Origin of the sequence: Rhizobium bangladeshense (assembly GCF_017357245.1) — a bacterium.
Classification (GTDB): Bacteria; Pseudomonadota; Alphaproteobacteria; order Rhizobiales; family Rhizobiaceae; genus Rhizobium; species Rhizobium bangladeshense.
Genome location: NZ_CP071613.1, coordinates 379,811 through 398,343 on the forward strand (window position 1 = coordinate 379,811; position 18,533 = coordinate 398,343).

The 18,533-nt window shown below is 59.6% G+C and carries 15 protein-coding genes and 1 pseudogene; 6 read left to right on the forward strand and 10 right to left on the reverse strand.

The annotated features are described in order from the left end of the window. Window positions 1–28 precede the first annotated feature (28 nt). Entirely contained in the window at window positions 29–520 is a 492-nt protein-coding gene (locus J2J98_RS22725) for a GNAT family N-acetyltransferase (RefSeq protein ID WP_207603202.1), read from the reverse strand. 162 nt (window positions 521–682) lie between these two features. On the opposite strand from J2J98_RS22725, the gene J2J98_RS22730 reads away from it, so the two are divergent. Continuing rightward, window positions 683–1,339 (forward strand): sigma-70 family RNA polymerase sigma factor, encoded by a 657-nt coding sequence (locus J2J98_RS22730; RefSeq protein ID WP_138394543.1) that lies wholly within the window; start codon window positions 683–685, stop codon window positions 1,337–1,339. Here the strand turns inward: J2J98_RS22730 and J2J98_RS22735 are convergent. From J2J98_RS22735 to J2J98_RS22745, 3 genes are read right to left on the reverse strand one after another with little or no spacing between them, the layout of a single operon-like run. Then, window positions 1,230–2,417 (reverse strand): PLP-dependent transferase, encoded by a 1,188-nt coding sequence (locus tag J2J98_RS22735; protein WP_207603203.1) that lies wholly within the window; start codon window positions 2,415–2,417, stop codon window positions 1,230–1,232. The two genes, J2J98_RS22730 and J2J98_RS22735, sit on opposite strands and share 110 nt — an antisense overlap. A gap of 10 nt (window positions 2,418–2,427) precedes the next feature. Continuing rightward, window positions 2,428–3,846, reverse strand: a complete 1,419-nt coding sequence (locus tag J2J98_RS22740) for an MATE family efflux transporter (protein ID WP_207603204.1) — start codon at window positions 3,844–3,846, stop codon at window positions 2,428–2,430. Beyond that, window positions 3,843–4,829: a GNAT family N-acetyltransferase gene (locus tag J2J98_RS22745; protein WP_207603520.1), complete on the reverse strand. Its 987-nt coding sequence runs from the start codon at window positions 4,827–4,829 to the stop codon at window positions 3,843–3,845. The genes J2J98_RS22740 and J2J98_RS22745 overlap by 4 nt, the downstream gene beginning before the upstream one ends. Window positions 4,830–5,023: 194 nt before the next feature. Between J2J98_RS22745 and J2J98_RS22750 the strand changes: the two genes are divergently transcribed. The 3 genes from J2J98_RS22750 to J2J98_RS22760 are packed head-to-tail and all read left to right on the forward strand — an operon-like array spanning window position 5,024 to window position 10,611. Continuing rightward, on the forward strand, window positions 5,024–5,242 hold the full coding sequence (locus J2J98_RS22750) for an MbtH family protein (RefSeq protein WP_207603205.1): 219 nt from the start codon (window positions 5,024–5,026) through the stop codon (window positions 5,240–5,242). Window positions 5,243–5,260: 18 nt separating this feature from the next. Then, window positions 5,261–9,256, forward strand: coding sequence for a non-ribosomal peptide synthetase (locus J2J98_RS22755; RefSeq protein WP_207603206.1), 3,996 nt, complete (start codon window positions 5,261–5,263; stop codon window positions 9,254–9,256). Continuing rightward, window positions 9,253–10,611: a lysine N(6)-hydroxylase/L-ornithine N(5)-oxygenase family protein gene (locus J2J98_RS22760; RefSeq protein WP_138394538.1), complete on the forward strand. Its 1,359-nt coding sequence runs from the start codon at window positions 9,253–9,255 to the stop codon at window positions 10,609–10,611. Before J2J98_RS22755 ends, J2J98_RS22760 begins: the two co-directional genes overlap by 4 nt. On the opposite strand, the gene J2J98_RS22765 is transcribed toward J2J98_RS22760, so the two are convergent. Both J2J98_RS22765 and J2J98_RS22770 read right to left on the reverse strand, forming a co-directional pair. Then, entirely contained in the window at window positions 10,584–11,303 is a 720-nt protein-coding gene (locus J2J98_RS22765; protein WP_207603207.1) for a 4'-phosphopantetheinyl transferase family protein, read from the reverse strand. The genes J2J98_RS22760 and J2J98_RS22765 overlap by 28 nt on opposite strands. A gap of 33 nt (window positions 11,304–11,336) precedes the next feature. Continuing rightward, window positions 11,337–11,633: a hypothetical protein gene (locus J2J98_RS22770; protein WP_246569434.1), complete on the reverse strand. Its 297-nt coding sequence runs from the start codon at window positions 11,631–11,633 to the stop codon at window positions 11,337–11,339. A 209-nt stretch (window positions 11,634–11,842) separates the two neighbouring features. On the opposite strand from J2J98_RS22770, the pseudogene J2J98_RS30450 reads away from it, so the two are divergent. Both J2J98_RS30450 and J2J98_RS22775 read left to right on the forward strand, forming a co-directional pair. Further along, window positions 11,843–11,944 (forward strand): annotated as a pseudogene (locus J2J98_RS30450) (lipase); the annotation flags it as partial. Between the two features lie 35 nt (window positions 11,945–11,979). Next, on the forward strand, window positions 11,980–13,755 hold the full coding sequence (locus J2J98_RS22775; RefSeq protein ID WP_207603208.1) for a putative bifunctional diguanylate cyclase/phosphodiesterase: 1,776 nt from the start codon (window positions 11,980–11,982) through the stop codon (window positions 13,753–13,755). A 45-nt stretch (window positions 13,756–13,800) separates the two neighbouring features. Here the strand turns inward: J2J98_RS22775 and J2J98_RS22780 are convergent, their stop codons facing one another. From J2J98_RS22780 to iolE, 4 genes are all read right to left on the reverse strand, one after another. Further along, window positions 13,801–15,456, reverse strand: a complete 1,656-nt coding sequence (locus tag J2J98_RS22780) for an alpha-keto acid decarboxylase family protein (protein WP_207603209.1) — start codon at window positions 15,454–15,456, stop codon at window positions 13,801–13,803. A 38-nt stretch (window positions 15,457–15,494) separates the two neighbouring features. Continuing rightward, a complete protein-coding gene (locus J2J98_RS22785; RefSeq protein WP_207603210.1) occupies window positions 15,495–16,319 on the reverse strand; it encodes an MBL fold metallo-hydrolase in 825 nt (274 codons plus the stop codon). 115 nt (window positions 16,320–16,434) lie between these two features. Then, window positions 16,435–17,463, reverse strand: a complete 1,029-nt coding sequence (locus J2J98_RS22790; protein ID WP_207603211.1) for a sugar phosphate isomerase/epimerase family protein — start codon at window positions 17,461–17,463, stop codon at window positions 16,435–16,437. A 131-nt stretch (window positions 17,464–17,594) separates the two neighbouring features. Then, window positions 17,595–18,533 (reverse strand): myo-inosose-2 dehydratase, encoded by a 939-nt coding sequence (gene iolE / locus J2J98_RS22795; protein WP_207603212.1) that lies wholly within the window; start codon window positions 18,531–18,533, stop codon window positions 17,595–17,597.

Consider the following 18,533-nt stretch of genomic DNA (forward strand, 5'->3'; position numbering starts at 1 on the left):
AGCGCGCCCAGAAGAAAGTCACGTCGTCTCAAAGCGCGGTCTCGCTCGGCTGCGCCCCAGCGAGCGGCTTGACCATGAACAGGCATGGATGGTCCTCGTGCCAGAGCCTGGGAAAAACTTCGGCCCTGACGAAGCCGTTCCGGTCATAGAAGCGCCGCGTCGCCTCGAATTGCGGTTCGTCGCGGCCGCGTGGCGCGAGCGTCTTGACTGTCAGCAGCCGGGCGCCTGATTCATGGGCGAAGCGTTCGGCCGCATCGACGAGATGCCGCCCGGCGCCACGGCCGTGATATTCGGGCCTTGTCGCGATCAGCGCGATCTCGACCGCGCCGGGCAAATGCGGTTTCAGAGCGATCATGGCAGTAACGACATCCGCCTCGATATAGCCGAACACCGGCAGATCTTCGACCGCCTCAGCGCTCGCTTCGATGACCTCTGTGTCCGAAAACCAGTCGGGCAGGGCCTTCATGATCGATCGGCAGAGCTCGGCCTTGCCACTCAGGATCTCAACTGTTCGTCCCATATTTTCTCGTCTCCAGCCGGTCGATTTAAACTTGACTCCTGTTATCACCTTAAATTAGACACTGCAATCAAATCGTGTACCTTTGTGCAAAAGGCAACACCGAGGCCGAACCGACCAGCAACGACAGAGCCTGATTTTCCATTTGTAAAAAGGGTACAGGACATGCGAGCATCGCATCGTGATGTGAACGGAAATGCGGTTGTCAACGCGATGATCGAAAATAAGGAAAAGCTCCTTAAGACGATTGAAAGCGTTGTTAAATCAAGGTCATATTCTGAGGATATATTTCAGGACGGAGTGATCAAAGCTTACGGAGTGAACGTCGAAGGCATTCGTTGCCCGATTGGTTACGCATTCAGGATGGTCTACAACCTCGCACTGGACGAGAGCCGCCGCCGGCGTCAGCAAATGAACAACTATAGGTCGATAGATCAGGTGCAGGAGATTACGGCGCCGATCCCGACGGTGCTCGATCAGCTGGTCGCAGCCGAGACCCTGCGCGATGTGCTTGCCTCGCTCGAGGCGCTGCCGAAGCGAACCAACGACGCCTTCATCCGCCACCGGCTGAACGGCGTGCCGCAGAAGGATATCGCGGCCGAACTCGGCGTATCGCGGACGCTTGTCAATTTCATGATCAAGGCGGCGGAACAGCATTGCCACTCGGCGATCACGGAACCCGCCCACCCCGATCAAGAGCATCGGCAGGATCTTACCGCCTCGCGGCGTGCAGCGCCTGCTGCAGGTCGCTCCAAAGCAGTTCCGGTTCTTCCAGCCCAACAGCGAAACGTATCGTCTGCTCGCTCACGCCGAACCGGATGAAGGTGGTCATCCGGTCGGGGATCTGCAGCGCGACCTTGGCGGGGACCACAAGCGTTTCCGGCCCTCCCCAGCTGACGCCGAGGCGAATCTCGCGAAGCGCGTTGACGAAACGCGCGACATCGATGTCAGGCGTGAGGTCGAAGGCGAAAAGCCCGGCATAACCCGACAGCGTTGCCCGGCCGGGATGATCCTGAAAGGCCGGGTGGCGAACGCGGGCGATGGCGGAATGCTGTTTCAGTCGGTCGGCGAGCAGAAGCCCGCTGCGCTCATGTTCCTTCAGCCGGACCCGAAGCGTGCGCATGCCCCGCAGCAGGAGCCAGGCTTCGAAGGGCGAGAGTTTGGCGCCGACATAGGGATAGGAGGTCGAGTTGATCCTGGCGATCGCCTCCTTCGTGCCGACGACGACGCCGGCGACGGTATCGCTATGGCCGCCGAGATATTTCGAGGCGGCATGAATGACGATATCGACGCCGTGCTGGATCGGCTTCTGAAAGAGCGGCGTCGCCCAGGAATTGTCGATGACGGTCGTCACACCGGCCTCCTTCGCCATGGACGACAGCGCCACGATGTCCTGAAGCTCGAAGACGAAGGAGGAGGGGTTTTCGAGATAGAGCAGCTTGGCGCCGGGCAGCGCCTTGCGCACCTCGTCATGGTCGGAGGGATCGACGAAATCCACCGTGACACCGAGCCTGCCGAGCAGCTTCACCAGAAGGCGATAGACGTCGTTATAGAGGTGGCGGACTGCAACGACCCGATCGCCTGCTTCGACGAGGCTGAGAATCGTCGAGGTGATGGCGGCTGTTCCGCTTGAGAAGGCGCGGCCATCCTCCGCGCCTTCGAGCCGCGCCACCAGAAGTTCGAACTCGCGGACGGTCGGATTGTCGCCGCGCGAATAGATGAAGTTGCGCGCCCGGCCGGCGAAGACATCCTCCATCGCCTCGTAACTGTCGTAGGTGAAGAGCGACGTCTGAAAGATCGGCGGCGAGACGGCATTGAATGCCGCCGGATCGATGGGCGTGAAGAGATCGTCGGCGGCGGCATGGGCGCCAAGGTCGCGTGGGCTGAACGACTGGTTCATCGGAATCCTCTCATGGACAAAAGCTGGGATGGGGACGGATGGAGGTCAGCCGGTCGGCTGAGCTCTGCCGGAGCGCGCCGAGCGACCGCGCCAGGCAGAAGCATGACAGCAGGCCGGTGAGCGCCGAGGCCAGGAACATGGCTCCGAGCAAGCCCGAAAAACCGAAGAAGGGCGGCAGGAGCGCAAGCAGCGGAAAGAGAAGATATCCGTTCTGCGCCAAGCCGACCGCGATGGCAGCTTTCGGCCTGCCCTGCGCCTGGAAGAGGATCAGCACGGTTTGCCTGATGCCGAACAGCAGGAAGGGAAAATGAGTTGCGAAGATCGCCTGCCCCGCGATCGAAACGACGGATGCATCGTCGGTGAAGAATGAGGCAAGGTGTTCGGAGAAGAGGATTGCCGTCAGTCCATAGACGCCGCCGACCGCGCTTGTGACTGCGCAGAGCAGGCGGGCTGCCAACAGCACCCGGTCGATGTCGCCGCGGCCCCAGGCGAAACTCAAGATGGACTGTGCCCCGAGCGAAATGCCTATGACAGGCAATGCGCCGACCGCAAGCAACCGTAAGGCAATTCCGACCCCGGCAATGCCGTCTTCACCGTGATAGGTGCCGGCGACCGACAGGATCGCGGCGATTGCGCCGGCCGTTGCGAGGCTCGTCAGCGTCGTCGGCGCGCCAACGGCAAGGACCGGCCGGAGATGCCTGACATCGCCGAACCGCCAGCCGAGCGTCAGCCGGATCGTCCCGAGCCGCCTCGCATGATAGGCGCCATAGATTGAGAGCGCCACCAACTGCGACAGGATCGTCGCGATCGCAACCCCCTGAAGGCCGAGGCCGAAGCCGAAGATCATGATCGGGTCCAGGATGATGTTCAGCGCGAAACAGGCGACCAGCGTCCACATGCTGAAGCGGGCATTGCCCTCGGCGATCGCCAGAAAATCGAGAATGATCTGCGCCATCGTCAGCGGGATCGAGACCGCGATGATGAGGAGATAATGCTGCGCAAGTGGCTCGATCGCGGCCGTGGCGCCGAACAGCAGGAAAGATGGGAACGCAATGATTGCGACGGCGCTTGCCGCTCCGAAGGCGATGCCGGCGGCAAGGCTGACCGAGGCAAGGGTGCTCGCTCTCGATCGGTTGCCGGCTCCAAGCGCCCGTCCGACCTCGGTCGCCACACCGACACCGATGCCTTCGCCGAAAGCGGCGACGAGCATGAGGATCGGCAGCACGATCATGATCGCGGCGATCTGATCTTCGCCGATCATGCCGACGAACACCATGTTGATCGTATGGTGCGCGGCATTGATCGACAGGCCGAACATGGCGGGCAGGCCGAGCCGCAGCAGCAACCGGAAAAGTTGCGGGCTGGCAAGGTCTTCGGGGGCAAGCCGCCATTTCCGCAGCCTGCCGCTCATTTCGCTCATGTCGTTCATGATGCGGGGACCCACAGATGATCGCCGAAGAAGCGCTCGCGGGTCAGCATCACCAGAAGCGCACGCTTGTGCGGAAAATCGAAATGCTTGACCTTGGCAAAGCCCGAGCGGTCGAGATTGCGGATCTGCTGCTCATGGCTGGCGCGCGGTTCACCGACGATGCGTTTGGTGCGGGGATCGTCGAGGAAGATGAAATGCATCAGCGAAGGAAGCCACGCGCTGATCCACTTTTTGCCGCGATAATCCGGCTCGCCGATCGCCACATGCCATCCGCGATCGTAGTCGTCGGCATCGTAGAAGGGACCGAGCCGGTTCTCCTTCGCCCAGTAGACTTCGAAATAGCCAAAGGGAATATCGGCGAAAGTGCCGATCAGCGGCAGGACATGCGGATCGGCGATCCTCTCCTCCAGGATCTCCCGGTGCTTGTCGATCGAACCGGCATCCTCCCAGATCGTGTTGACCTGCTCGTCGTTCATCCAGCGGTGGAAGGCCGCAACATCGGTCTCCGGATCGGCCACCCTGAAGCTGATGTCCCGCTCCAGCCAGGGGATGAAGCGCTGGTAAACCGTGCCCTTGGGCTTTGCCGGCCGGCGCGGATGATAACGGCCTGCGGTCATCTGCTGCACCGGCGGCAGCGGATAAGTTAGCTGCGGCAGCCACAGCGACGGCCATTGCCACATGATCGCGGAATCGAGCTTTCCTGCACTCGAAATATGTCTTGGAAGGCTTGCCTGATGCCCTTCGAAGGTGACCGACTTGATCAACCGATTTTCCGCGGTCACCGCTTCGGCGGCCGCCATCAGAAGCTCTGCCGATTGTACGGGATCACCGTGGTAGAAAGTGATCGTTGCGATGCCGGCTTCGACCTCGAAGGCGGCCTCATGGTGCCCGTGCGCGGTCTTCAGGTGGACGAGATTGGGGGCGAGGCTGACATAGCTGCGCGCCTGCAGAGCCCGCCTTTGTTTGGCGGCGTCGAAATCCATGATGTTCTCCTTGATCGGCAGGGCTTTTGATGTTGCGAGCATGAAGCCCGCTCCTGCGCCGATTTGGTAGAATGACGATCCATCTCCGGGCCGATTTAGGGTTAAGCGAAGAAAAAAATTCTCATCAATTTTCTAAACTCCAGCTGGCGAGATCCGTCATTTGCGCAAGACGTCAATCTCTGCAGGAGCTTCGAATGGACAATCTTGAGCCCCGCGACGATCTCTGGATCGTCGTTATCGACGCCGAGCGCCACTACTCGGTCTGGCCGCAGGACAAGCAAATTCCGGTGAGTTGGGAGGCCGCGGGTTTTTCCGGTTCGCGCCAGGAATGCCTCGCCCATATCCGCGACGTCTGGACCGATCCCCGCCCGCTCTCCCTGCGCTCGGCCATGTCAGCCGATGCGCGTCTCTGAAAACGTCTGGATGGCAAGATGAACAAGCAGATCACCAATTTCGCCGATGCCCGCCCGACCGATGCGGCGGTGGACACAATCTTCGAAAGCTTTCCGCTGACCATCGCGCAGAAACGCATCTGGTCGCTGGAACAGATCGGCAATTACACGGTCTTTCCCGACCAGGTCATCGGGCTGCGACTGAGCGCCGGGATCGACGTCGAGACGATTGCCGGTGCCTGCCGCGCGCTCGTGGCCGAGAATCCGTCGCTGGCCATCCGATTCCGCCGGCTCGCGGGCGGCCGCATCGAGCAATATCGCGGCGCATCGAACGCCGTGCCGATCGAAATCATCGGCAAAGAAGGCGCCGCTCCGTCCGAGACTGAAGCCTTGGCCGCGCGAAAAGCCTTCCGCGACAGGCGCTTCGATCTCCTGGAAGGCCCGGGCGCGCGCATCCAGATCATCCTGCTTGCCGGTGGACAGTCGCTTCTGACGATCGTGCTGCATCCGATCATCTGCGACGAGCGGGAAAAATCCTTTCTTGCCTATTCCCTGGCGCGAATTCTTAGTAGCGAATCCGCCGGGGATGTGCGCGCGGCGGAAATTTCGGCCGGAACGCAGGAAGCCGAGTGGTTGCAGACGGATGAGGCGCAGGAAGCGCTCGCATATTGGCGCGACACGATCGGCCTCGACTATGTGGCTTCGACCTTCCCCACCCGCTTCAACAGCGGCGGACTTGCAGGCGTAGCGCGCGCTGAGCATCGGTTTACGATCGAGTCCGACCTCTGGCGCAAGCTCGAACGACATGCGGGGAGCAAGGGATTTCAGGTCGAGCGTGTCCTTCACGCCGCCTTCTGCGCATTGCTGGCGCGCTACAGCGGCAACTATTCTTTGCTGACCGGGCTTCTGGTCGCGCGGCCCAACGCGAAGCATCTGGCCAGCCGCGGCCGCGCCGAACAGGTTCTTCCCCTCGTCCTGCCGCTCGCCTCCCGACATACCCTCGACGACGTCGTCGCGACGATCGCCTCGGTGACGGAGGAGGGCTTGCGCCGGCTCGTGCCCCTGGAGCGCATCACGCAGGAACTGGTCGTCGACGAGGCCGCCGCTCAGGAAGCGGTTGTAAAGTCGCTGTTCGAATTCCGCGAGCCCTATCCGGTTTCGACAGATGCGGCGAACCTGGAGCCACAGGGCGCGCGCGCCGACAGCGAACTATCCCTGGTGATCGAGGCGCGTCCCGACGGGAGCGCATCGGGGCTGATCGACTATGCGCAGGACCTTTACGACGGCGCCTTGATTGCCCGCACCGCCAGGCATTTTGGCCTGGTGCTCGAGCAGATCGTCGCGCAGCCAACACTGCGGATCAAGGATATCGAACTCGTCGGCAGCGACGAGCTCGACTGGTTGTCGGCGCCGTATGAGGATGATGTCGTCAACGACGACCGGCCGGTCCACGAGCTGATATCGGCCCATTCGCGACGGACGCCAGAGAAGACCGCGATCGTCTACGGCGACGAGGAATGGAGCCATGGCTGGCTGGAGGCGAGCACCAACCGTCTCGGCCATCGGCTGCGGCAGCTCGGGGTCCGCGCCGAGGTGACGGTCGCGATCTTCATTAAGCGTTCGCCGGAAGCGATCGTCGGCATCCTTGCGACGCTGAAAGCCGGCGGCGCCTATATTCCCGTCGAGCCCGACCATCCGCCGGTCCGCAACCATCACATCCTGCGCGATGGCGGCGTCAAGATCGTCCTGACCCATAGCTGGCTGCGTCATCGGCTGCCGGAAGAGCTCGACGCCATCGTCCTCGAACTCGATAAGACCGACCTCGACAGCGAGCCGGATACGCCGCTCTATGTTCCCACGCACAAGGACCAACTCGCCTATGTGATGTACACCTCGGGATCTACCGGATTGCCGAAGGGGGTGGCCGTCGAGCACGGCCCGTTGACGCACCATCTGCAGAATACCTCCCGGGTCTACGGCATGAGCTCGGAATCTCGCGAATTGCCGTTCCTGCCCTTCAGTTCGGACGGCGGCCATGAGCGGTGGATGAATCCGTTGATGGAAGGCGGCAGCATCATCCTCCCAGATCAGCCGCTCTGGACGCCGGAGGAGACATTGGCGGCGATGCGCAAGCACGGCGCCAACAATGCGAGTATTCCGACGACCTATCTGCAGCAGCTGGCGGAATGGGCCGATTTATCGGATAGCGCGCCGCCGATGCGTCTCTATTCCTTCGGCGGCGAGGGGCTTGCGCAATCGACCTTCGATCTTCTGTCGCGGGCGCTGAAATCGGAATGGCTGATCAACGGCTACGGTCCCACGGAAACCATCATGACGCCGATGGTCTGGAAGGTGCGAGCCGGCACGAAATTCCAGGGCGTCTATGCCCCGCTCGGCCGTGCCGTCGGGCTCCGGCGTGTCTATGTGCTCGACCCCGACCTCAATCCGTGCCCGATCGGCGTGACCGGCGAGCTTTATATCGGCGGCGAGGGTATCGCACGCGGTTATCTCGGCAAGCCGGATACGACGGCCGATCGCTTCATCCCCGATCCCTTCTCGAAAGAGGGCGGCCGGCTTTACCGCTCCGGCGATCTGACGCGTTGGCGTGAAGACGGAACCGTCGAATTCGTAGGCCGTGTCGACCATCAGGTGAAGCTCCGCGGATACCGCATCGAACTCGGCGAGATCGAAGCGGCTCTGTTGCAGCAGCCCGGCGTCGGCGAAGCTCTGGTCGTGCTGCGTGATGACGATGCCGAGGGCGAAAAGGCTCTGGTTGCCTATGTCGTTCCCAAGAAGGATGAGACGCTCGACCTCGAGACGGTCCGGTCCGGCCTCGAACGCAGCCTGCCTTCCTACATGGTGCCGGCGGCGGTGGTCGAACTCGAAAAGATGCCGACCAACCCGAACAGCAAGCTCGACCGGTTCGCGCTGCCGGCGCCGCAGCCGGTCAAGCGCGCCATCGTCGAGCCGGCGACCACGCTCGAGGAAGAGGTGCTGCAGGTGTGGCGCCAGGTTCTCAAGCTGGAGGCGATCAGCGTCGAGGACAATTTCTTCGCGATCGGCGGCAATTCGCTGGGCGCGATCCGTATCCTTTCGCTGCTCCGGCAGCGCCGGCCGAAGGTTCCGTTCACCGTCGCCGATATTTTCAACAATCCGACTATTCGCGCTTTTGCCGGCGTGATGGAACAGGGAGCAGAGCGGGACCTGTCCGAGGTAATCGTGCTGCGCGCATCAGGCGCCAAGCCGCGGCTCTATTGCTTCCCCGGCCTTCTCGTCAGTACTCGCGAATATGTGAAGCTGGTCGATTATCTCGGGGTCGATCAGCCGGCGACGGGCTTCATTTGCCATTCTCTTTCCGAGAAGAAGGAAGTCGGCGCGCCGATCGAAGAAATCATTGAGAGTTACGTCGATTATATCAGGACGCACAGCAGGGGAGCCCCTTGCTATTTCCTCGGCTGGTCCTGGGGCGGTCTGCTGGCCTACGAGGCGGCCCGCACACTCGGTAACGAGGTCGACGTCAGGATGATGGCGATGGTCGACGTTTGTGACCTCGGCTCCGAATTCGCGATCGGCGCCAAGCCCCGCTTCCGGCCCGGCGAACGCGACGCGCTGCATCGGGACGTGCAGGCTTGGCTGCAAAAGACGGCGATGCGCTCCGAATGGGACCGGCTGCTTTCGACGATGGACGCCGATACCTATGAGCAGTTCCTGCGCTTCGTCGGGGACGAGAAGGATCCGCTTCCAACTGACGGGCCTGACATCAGCAGCCGCGAACATACATTCTGGGTGCTGATCGACAATGCGCTCATCTTCCGCAAGCATCGGCTCGTTCCCCATGACGTGCCGATCTATCCCTGGGCGGCCGACGACAGCCTCAACCGCGGCCTCAACCTGATCGACTGGCGCCGCCTGTCGCCGCGGGCGCACGCGGCCGAAATCATCACGGGCACCAACCACCTGCACATGATCGGGTCTCCCGCCTTCCATTCAAGGCTTGCCCTGCGTCTCAAGGAAACAGAGAAGGATAACGCATGACCGTCGCTTTTACCCGCAGGGATGCCCTGAACGAGCCGCTCGATGTTGCCGGCATAGGCATAGGTCCGTCCAATCTGAGCCTTGCCTGCCTGTTGGAATCAGTGCCCGAGCTCCGCAGCCGCTTCTTCGAGCGGCGCGGCTCCTTCGACTGGCATCCCGGCATGATGATGCCCGGCGTAGAACTGCAGTCGTCCTTCCTGAAGGACCTCGTCACCCCGGTTTTGCCGACCAGCCGCTGGTCCTTCATTTCCTATCTGGTGGCCCATAAGCGGCTCTACGCCTTCTTGAACGCCAATTACGACGCCGTTCCCCGGCAGGAATTCGCCCGTTACCTCGCCTGGGTGGCAAAGGGCGTGGAGAGCCTGCGCTTTTCCACTGACATACGCGACGTCGAGCACCGCGACGACCGCTTCGTGCTACGCTTCGACAATGGCCAGGAAGAGGCGCGCAACCTCGTAATCGGCACGGGGTCGTCGCCTTTCGTGCCCGATTGGGCGAAACCCTTCCTGGGTGGGGACTGCTTCCACAACAGCGAGGCCAAATCGCGTCTCGGCGATCTCAAGGCCGCCCGTATCGTGGTGGTCGGCGGCGGTCAGAGCGGCGGTGAGGTGGTCGAGGCGCTGCTTGGTGACCCGAGTTCGATAAAGGAGCTGACCTGGATCAGCCGGCGACATAATTTCGAACCGATCAACGATACGCCATTTTCGAACCAGGTCTTCTCGCCTGAATATGTGCAGGCCTATCTGAAGCTCGGCGGCGAGCAGAAGCAGGCAGCCTTGAAGAACTCGATCCTGACCAGCGACGGCCTGTCGATTTCGACGATCCATTCGATCTACCGGCGGCTCTACGCGCTGCGTTATCTCGAACCGAGCGCGCTCAACGCGTCGCTGTCGCCGAGCCGCGATGTGATCCAGATGGAGCGGAATGGCAATGCCTACCGGCTCATCGTCCGAAATCATTTTGACGGCGGGATAGAGGTGCTTCATGCCGACGCGGTGGTTCTTGCAACCGGCTACAGGTTCCGATTGCCGGATGCGCTCGGCTCGATTGGCGAAAGAATAAGTCTCGACAGAAACGGCTACCCCAGTCTGAATGACGATTACACGATGCAGTGGACAGGTCCGAGGACCAATCGGCTGTTTGCGCAGAATGCCGGCCGGTATTCGCACGGTATTGCCGACTCGCAGCTCAGCCTGATGGCTTGGCGCAGCGCAACCATCATCAACGCGCTTCTCGGCCGGCAGCATTTCGATGCGGAGCCAGACAACGCTCAACTCGTCTGGGCGACGCAGGCCGCTTCCGCCATGCCACATCAGCTCCAGGCCGGCTATTCAGACGGTATGATGTCGTCCTGAAACATAGCCACGCGAATGCCTGGGAGAGCGCATTGAGAACGGACAGCCAGCGCGATGACGTGCTGGCTGCCGCCCTCGATCAGATGGTGATGCCATGCCTGGTCGGCGGTGCCGCCCTTTGCCGCGACAGGAGTGCCATCCTCCCAGGAAAAAGTGATGTTGCGAGGATCTTCACCGAGCCCGACCCCGAGCGCCTTGAGGTGGCTCTCCTTCAGCGCCCAAAGCGCAACAGCCGCGCGCGGACGTTCACGTATGGGCAGATGGTCCAGCCAGCGTCGCTCGTCGGCGCTGCAATAGGTTACCAGTGCTGCCTCCTCGATCTCGGCGTCCGCGCGCTCACAATCTATTCCGACGCACTCGCATTCTGAAGCGACGGCGACTGCGACCAGCCCATAGGCATTGGCAAGGCTGAATTGTGGCGCATCACGACGGTCGAACGCCAGCCTGCCGTGCTCGTCTGCAAGCAGCACTACCTCGCCCGGTTGGATGCCGGCATGCGCGCTCAACATTCGCCGCAGCAGATACCTGCCGGCGATGAACGAGGTTCGGTCCCGGTCGAATCGGTAGGTTGCGGCACGCTCACGCTCATTCGGCGAAAGCGTCCGCATCCAGTTGCTCTGGTCGCCATCGTTCTCCGCATACCGCCAGAGCACGACATTGATCGCGGCAAGTTGATTTTCTGATTGCTGCATAGCGCCTCAGCCCGAATGGCCGGTTGACCTGGATTAGCTGTAACCGAGAGACTTGAGCGTCGCATCCATCCAGAAGAAGCCCGCAAGCGCCGTCAGGGCCGTTATCGAGAACAATATCCAGCCAGCCGTCGTCAGGGACTGCCGCTCGGCATCGCGATAAGGATACCGGTTACCGGTCACGAGCAGATAAAGACCGAACACCGTGCAAACGGCAATAAGAACGACGATGCGCGGCATCCATGTGACTGTAGCCGCTCCGAGTTCCGATTGGTGAAGCGGCAGCCAGACGGCAACCCAGGCCATGACGACGCCGACGAGAAGGATAAGCATTCCACCCAGCCGATACCTGATTTCTCCGAACATCATTCCTCCCGCAGTGCGCGTCCCAATGGATTTCGCCAGCATAGAAGGAAAATTTGCGCGGGTGAAGCTTTGCGCTCTGATCAGTCCTGTTGTGGAGGCAGCTCTCTGACAGCACACTTCAGAATTTATCGATGAGGTCGATATATGGTCTGCAGCGGCAGGTTAGCGGATAGACGATGAACGATACGATTGTCCTTTTTCACGGTATTGCCCGGACGAAGAAAAGCATGGAGAAGCTTGCAGAATTTTTGTCTGGCCACGGTCATCGGGTTGTGAACGGCTGGCTATCAATTAGCACTCTTTAAAATATTCAGTGCGACATTCGGGCGAACGAAGAAGCGAGACCGCCTTGAGCAACAAACGATCCAGAACAAACGTCGAGCTTGAGAACCTGCTCCGCCAGCTTGGCCTGGCCCTTGAAGCATCCGGGATCGGCATCTGGCAGCACAATATCGCAAAGAATCAGACTCGCTGGGACGAGCAGCTCAAGCTCATATATGGTGTTCCGAAAGCGCCGCTCGATGTCATCTGGCTCGACAGCGTCCACCCCGACGACGTGGGGCCGACCAATGAAATATATTTGCGCGCGATCGAAACCAAATCGGATTATGCATCCGAGTTTCGCATTGTTCGACCGGATGGAGCGATCCGCTACCTGCGCTCGCGCGCCCGCTATTTCGTTGATGCGGCAGGCGACGGTTGCTTTGTCGGCGCCGAATGGGATGTGACGGACGACGTCCTTCTTAACAAGGAGCTGGAGAGAAGCCGGGCGGAAGCTCGGTTCGCCGCCGATCACGATCACCTCACCGGACTTTTGAACCGGCGCAGCTTTGATTTCGCCCTGTCTGAGCTTGCCAGGCAGGAAGGCGTCCGAGTTGCGCTTCTTCATATAGATGTGGATCATTTCAAGGAGATCAACGACCGCTTTGGGCATGCGGTCGGCGACCTCATTCTCTGTCATGTCAGCGAGATTCTCTTGGAGGCTATTTCCGCGGGAGACCTCGCGGCACGCCTTGGCGGCGATGAGTTCGCTGTTGTCATCGCCGAGAACGAGTCCGGCAAGACGAACGCCGTGCTCGATCATATTCAGCGACGTCTGGAAAGTCCTTTTTCTGTAGGCGACCAGGCGCTCAGCGTGCAGTGCTCGATCGGCGTTGCCAGCGCCATGAGCGCAGAATTCGCCAAGCTGCTTTCCCAGTCGGACCTGGCTTTGTACCATGCCAAGCGGAATGGTCGGAATCGCGCCGAGATTTTTACCGATGAGATGGCCTCGAGCCTAGCCAACGAAAGGCAGCTTGCCCAGGATCTGCGATCCGGATTGGCGCTCGGGCAGATCCGTCCGTTTTATCAGGTGCAGGTCGACGCCAGGTCATTCCGGGTAAACGGCGTCGAAGCTCTGGCGAGGTGGCACCACCCGGTGAGAGGAATTCTCGCTCCGGCCCATTTCCTGTCTCTCGCCTCGGCGAACGGATTGGTCGCAGAGCTTGACGATGTCATACTGAGGGCTGTCCTGTCGGATATGAATTCCGCGGCCTCCCTGCTGGAGGGCATCCGATTATCCATCAACCTTTCCGCAGATCGTCTCGATGATCCCGAATTGACAACGAAGCTCGGTGGCTATGACATCCCTCCCGGCCGGTTGAGCTTCGAGCTGATTGAGACGATATTCCTGGACAGCCTAAGCGATCGGGTGCGCCAGAACATCCAGGCAATCAAGTCCTTCGGTATCGACATTGAGATCGACGATCTCGGATCAGGACATGCTTCCCTGTTGGGCCTGCTTGAGCTCAGGCCGGACCGCGTCAAGATAGACCGCCGGCTTGTGATGCCGATACTGCAATCCGTGCCCAGCCGACGGCTCGTCAGTTCGCTGGTCGACATCGCGCGGGCGCTCGACATGGAAGTCATCGCTGAAGGGGTGGAAACCTTCGACCATGCCAAAGTGCTTGCCGATCTCGGCGTCCACACTCTCCAGGGTTATGCTTTTGGACGGCCGCAGTCCTTCGCCGATCTGGCGGCGCGATTGGAGCAGGAGGCACTGGAGTTCGGGCAACCGGATGTCGTGCGTTTTCCGTCCGGAATTGCGTAAACAAACGCTAGAGCGGTTCTGCGCTTCGTTGAAAGCTGAACCGATCTAGCTTGCTTTCCAGTTCGCATTGTCGGGGATCGACCGCTGAGGCACGACCACCTGGATGATGGACGGGCTGTTCAGGTTTTCTTTGGCGCCGTTTATGGCGCCCTGCAGTTCGCCATAGGTATCCACTTTCCAGCCTTGGCAGCCAAAGACCTCCGCCAGCTTGCTGTAATTCCATCGGTGCAGAATGCATGAATCGTAGAACGGCTTGTTGCCGTGGAAAACCGATGCATCGGCAAGCCACTGCTCCACGCCATAGATGCCGTTGTCCATCACGAACACGATCGGGTTGAGTTTGAAACGGGTTTGTGTCGAGAGGCATTGAGCGGTCATCTGAAACCCGCCATCCCCCGCAAAGACCAGCAGCCTCTGTTTATCTTGCTTCGCCAGCGAAACCCCGGTCGCGGCCGGGCCGATATAACCGATCGCCGAATAGGATGATTGGACGATGAAACCGCGGCGAGCACCCACTTCAAGAAGCAGGCTCCCGAAATAATTCAAACTGGCGTCGGCACCAACGATCGTATTTCCGTCGATCTGCTGCTGAATGAAATCGTAGAAGCCCTGATAGGTGATTTCGGCTGCCGGATTCACGACCGGCGCTTGCCGGGCCGTTTTCGCCGGAAGAGTTTGGGCTTTGCACGTCAGCCTTTTGTCGACCAAGCCGTTGACGAGATCCGCCAGCGAAACCTGTGCGTTGAAGATCGTGCCGTATTTTACCGTATCCCAAGAGGCGAATGCGGTTTTATCGAGATCGATAGGCCAGCCCAAATCGTTGATATCAGTCAACCAGACGCCCAGCGCCAATACGAAGTCGGAGTCTTTGACCAAAGACTGGACATAGGGTGACGACGATTTGCCATCAAATACCCCGGCAAATTGGACATCGTCTTCCGAAATGATGGCCTTGCTCAGAAGCTCAGTCACATAGGGAATTTTGAGGTCACGAATGAGCCGCTCCGCCTGGTCGTGAAGGCCAGACCGATCGATCTCGACACCGATCCAGATCAAGGGTTTGGTGGCATTCTCCAATCTGTCGCTGATTTGCGCGATCGACTGATTGAGACTGTCTTCGTCGGATATGACGGGCGCCGCCTTCAATGAATTCGACGGGCGCGCGCATTCGAGGTCGACCATATCCTCCAGCAACTCGAGATAGACCGGACGTCTTTCCGTGATGCACTGTGTCAGCGCATAATCTATGAGCATTGGCGCAAGATGAGGGCTGTCGATGCGGACGGTAGCGGCGGTTATGTATTCGAACACCTGAAGATCCGTTTCCCGTCCGCTGATGAAGTGATGCGAACTGTAGCCGGTTTGTTCGAATGTCAGCGTTTTCTGGATGCTTGGCGCACCATTGATCAGAACGACCGGCACTTTCTCGACGTAAGATCCGGCGATCGCATTTGTTGCGCAAAGCGAGCCTGCGGAATAGGTGACGCACAGCGCGCCAATTCCTTTCAGTCTCGCATAGCCGTCGGCCGCATAACCGGCATTCAGTTCGTTCACCTCTTCGATGACCTGAATACCGCTCTTCTCGACATAGCTGTTTACCCATTCGATCGAATAATCGCCCGCTACGGAAAACAGGTGTCCCAAGCCCAGTTCGCCAAGTCTGTCGACCAGATATTGCCCAACCGTGTATGTATCGCCCATGGTCCAACGGCTCCCCTGTTGACGACAATTGACCTTTATTAGAACTCGCTCGCGTTATCGAATAAGCGCGGTATGTATATGTCGAATATTCCGGGGCATTTTCGCTCGGGAAATCTTTCCAGCAGGAAGCGCTTGAAAGCATCATTGGTGAGTCCGTTGCCGGCGGCCTCCATGGCGGCGGACAAATACTCTATATTTTTGGCAACTTCGTTTTTGTCGGCCGGCAAGCCGTGGCCGGGAAGGAACAGGTCATAGTCGGAAAGCAGCATGCCCTGCAAAATCCCGATCCAATGCTCCATGTATTTCGTCAGATAGAGGTGCGTTCCGCTGTAGATCAGGTCTTGCGCAATAAAAACGCCCACCTCCGGAAGACCTATGGTGAGGAGAAAATCGATCTCCGTATCAACGACCTCATCAAATACGTATTTGACTCCGTCGATGATCTCGTGGCCGGCGCGAACCGTATTTTCGGGAATCACCAAGCTCTTGGGAGCGAGGTTGCCCAGTTTCCAGTGGTCATTCAGGGAATCATGCCCATGCTGCCTCAGGAACTCCTTCGTTTCCGGCAATGTATGAATCGGAATGTCGCTGAATGCGGCTCCCAGGCCGAACCAGTGGTCGGGGTGCCTGTGCGACAGGTAAATCCGGTCGATCTCCTTGCCGATACTGTCGGCATACGCCCTGAATTGCAGCGCATAGGGAACGAGGAATTGCCCATCGACAAGAACAAGCTTGTTCCTGCTTTCGATGATGTGCGTTGCATTGGCGATATTGTCATCCGTGAAAGCTGAAATGAAGGTATGAATACGGACATCGCCTGCTCGCCTGACGATTTTGATGGGATCCGGCAATTGCGCCACCATAGGTATCTCCCTGATTTAAAGGTCGTTTGCTGACGTTTGACGTTCACCCAGGCATGGCGGAGACGTGGTTCCCCAGCATTCCCAGGTTTGTTTCCGCATGTGCACTAGAGCGCCATTACCGATGGGATCGACGACGGTGGGACGCGATCTTTTCCTCCAATGTCCTCAGGGCGGCCTGCGCAACGTCATAGGCGCTGTCGACGCCGGCCTCCGGCGCATCCTCGCCGGGGCGCCAGAAGCGTCTGCGCGTCATTCGCATCGAGCTCTCGAAGGGGGGGATCGCATTAAAGACTTCGACGAGATAGGGGCCGGAATAGACCGGCTCGATTTCATCCAGCATGATCTCCCAGGGAATCCAGCTATCTCTGACAGCGCCCCGGTCCGGCGCTGAGATATGAACGTAGTTTAGCCGGTTTTGCTGTGCTGCCCGGGCGACATTTTTCCTGAATATTGCCGGCCCCTGGCTTTCCATCACGACCTGAGCCGTATCGATCGTGACTCCACAGACCGGGATGTCGGCGCTTTCGAGAAAATCCAGCGCTTCCGAGACCATGGTCGGTCCGGGCGTTTCCCAATTCTTGACGGGTTCGATGGCGAGCTTCACCCTCTTCTCGGCAGAATATTGCGCCAATTCCTGGAAGATGGAGGCGGCCGCCGCATATCGTGGCTTCATCCAATCCTGAAGCGCGTCGCTCCAGATCCCTTCACCGGCATCCGTCAGCGGAAAGATCCCATAGGGGTACAGGAACGGCCCCGACATGATCGTATCTTCCCCGCCCAGCACAGAGGTAATGTCGACGCGGGATTTGAGATAGGACAAAGCCTGCTTACGCTGTTCCTCGTAGGGCGAGGTCGGATCGAAGGTTCGCGTGGTCCCCACATTGGTTGTGAACTTCACATCCCGGAAGCCTGCCTGATCGAACGCCCTCTTGAGGCTGATATAGCTTTCAACCTCAGCATGATGACCGACATGGGCCGGTCCTGGGGCGATATGCACATCGAAGCCGGTGTAGCCGATCTCGGTAAGAGCTTTCAGATGTCTGACGAGAACCTGGGTATAGCCCGCGTCATTCGGCCTCAAATCGGCTGTAAACATAAAGAAGCTGAAAAATATATCTCGCCTGCGTGCCTCTTCCATCTTCATCGCTCCAGCTGTGGCTATCCAGTAATGCGTGGTTCAGATGATGTCTCGACTGGCTTTGTAATGAGGCGGAGATCCGTCCCATCTCATTCACATTGCCGTAGGGCTGAAACAAACGGTCCGTCCGCGCAGGGCTACCATCCAAGCAGCTTGCGCAGATATTCGCGGCCCATCTTCGCGTATTGCAGCGGATTGGCCTTGGCCGGATCCTGCTCTGCCTCGACGCAGATCCACCCGGCGAAATCCGCCTCTGCTAACGCATCGAGTATTTCCGGAAAGGTTTCTATGGAGCCGTCGCCCGGCACGGTGAAGATCCCCGCCTCGATCCCTTGCTGGAAGGACAATTCTCCCCTGTGAATCTTCGTGACCACCTCGGCGCGAATGTCTTTCAGGTGAACATGCTTGATGCGGTGGGCGTATTTTCTGGCCAGCGCCAGCGGATCGACACCGGCGGCCGCCTGGTGCGCTGTATCGAGAAGCATGTTGACCAGGCGAGGATCCGTCTCGTCCATGAGCCGGTGGATCGCTTCCGTCTTCATCACCCCGGTTCCGAGATGCGGGTGATAGCAGAGCCGGCGGTTGCGGGCACTGGCTTTCTCTCCGGCTGCATGCAGGCCTTCGATCAGCTGTTTCCACTGGTCCTCGGAGAATTCGGGGCAATTGGGAAACAGGGCGACCGGAAGCGGATTGACCGCTCCGCCAAACTCGGCGACGACGAGATCGGCCCTGCGCGGATCGTCGCTGCCGCCTTCCATGGCTTCGAGGAAGTCGAGCTGAGCATCGACGCTTTCAAGCGTGTGACGATTCATCGCCTTGATGGTGAAGTAAGTGCTCACCCAAGGCTCGGAAATCCGCAATCCCCTGAGTTCGAGGACGGGGCGCAGGATTTTCGGATCCGTCGGATATTTATGGCCGACGCCGCACCCGACATAGCCGGCGAGCGCCATTTCACTCAGAGCCTGCTCATAGGGGATGCCAATGTCGATGTTGATGAAATCGTCATTCCACCAGAGCGTGGGGATGACGCCGAGCCAGACTTTGGCGGGCGTCAGTCGATGCAGATATTTCGTCAT

Coding starts and splice junctions, on each gene's coding strand:
- J2J98_RS22725 (WP_207603202.1), bottom strand. CDS start 520: ATGGGACGAACAGTTGAGATCCTGAGTGGCAAGGCCGAGCTCTGCCGA.
- J2J98_RS22730 (WP_138394543.1), top strand. CDS start 683: ATGCGAGCATCGCATCGTGATGTGAACGGAAATGCGGTTGTCAACGCG.
- J2J98_RS22735 (WP_207603203.1), bottom strand. CDS start 2,417: ATGAACCAGTCGTTCAGCCCACGCGACCTTGGCGCCCATGCCGCCGCC.
- J2J98_RS22740 (WP_207603204.1), bottom strand. CDS start 3,846: ATGAACGACATGAGCGAAATGAGCGGCAGGCTGCGGAAATGGCGGCTT.
- J2J98_RS22745 (WP_207603520.1), bottom strand. CDS start 4,829: ATGGATTTCGACGCCGCCAAACAAAGGCGGGCTCTGCAGGCGCGCAGC.
- J2J98_RS22750 (WP_207603205.1), top strand. CDS start 5,024: ATGGACAATCTTGAGCCCCGCGACGATCTCTGGATCGTCGTTATCGAC.
- J2J98_RS22755 (WP_207603206.1), top strand. CDS start 5,261: ATGAACAAGCAGATCACCAATTTCGCCGATGCCCGCCCGACCGATGCG.
- J2J98_RS22760 (WP_138394538.1), top strand. CDS start 9,253: ATGACCGTCGCTTTTACCCGCAGGGATGCCCTGAACGAGCCGCTCGAT.
- J2J98_RS22765 (WP_207603207.1), bottom strand. CDS start 11,303: ATGCAGCAATCAGAAAATCAACTTGCCGCGATCAATGTCGTGCTCTGG.
- J2J98_RS22770 (WP_246569434.1), bottom strand. CDS start 11,633: ATGCTTATCCTTCTCGTCGGCGTCGTCATGGCCTGGGTTGCCGTCTGG.
- J2J98_RS22780 (WP_207603209.1), bottom strand. CDS start 15,456: ATGGGCGATACATACACGGTTGGGCAATATCTGGTCGACAGACTTGGC.
- J2J98_RS22785 (WP_207603210.1), bottom strand. CDS start 16,319: ATGGTGGCGCAATTGCCGGATCCCATCAAAATCGTCAGGCGAGCAGGC.
- J2J98_RS22790 (WP_207603211.1), bottom strand. CDS start 17,463: ATGAAGATGGAAGAGGCACGCAGGCGAGATATATTTTTCAGCTTCTTT.
- iolE (WP_207603212.1), bottom strand. CDS start 18,533: ATGACGAAATATCTGCATCGACTGACGCCCGCCAAAGTCTGGCTCGGC.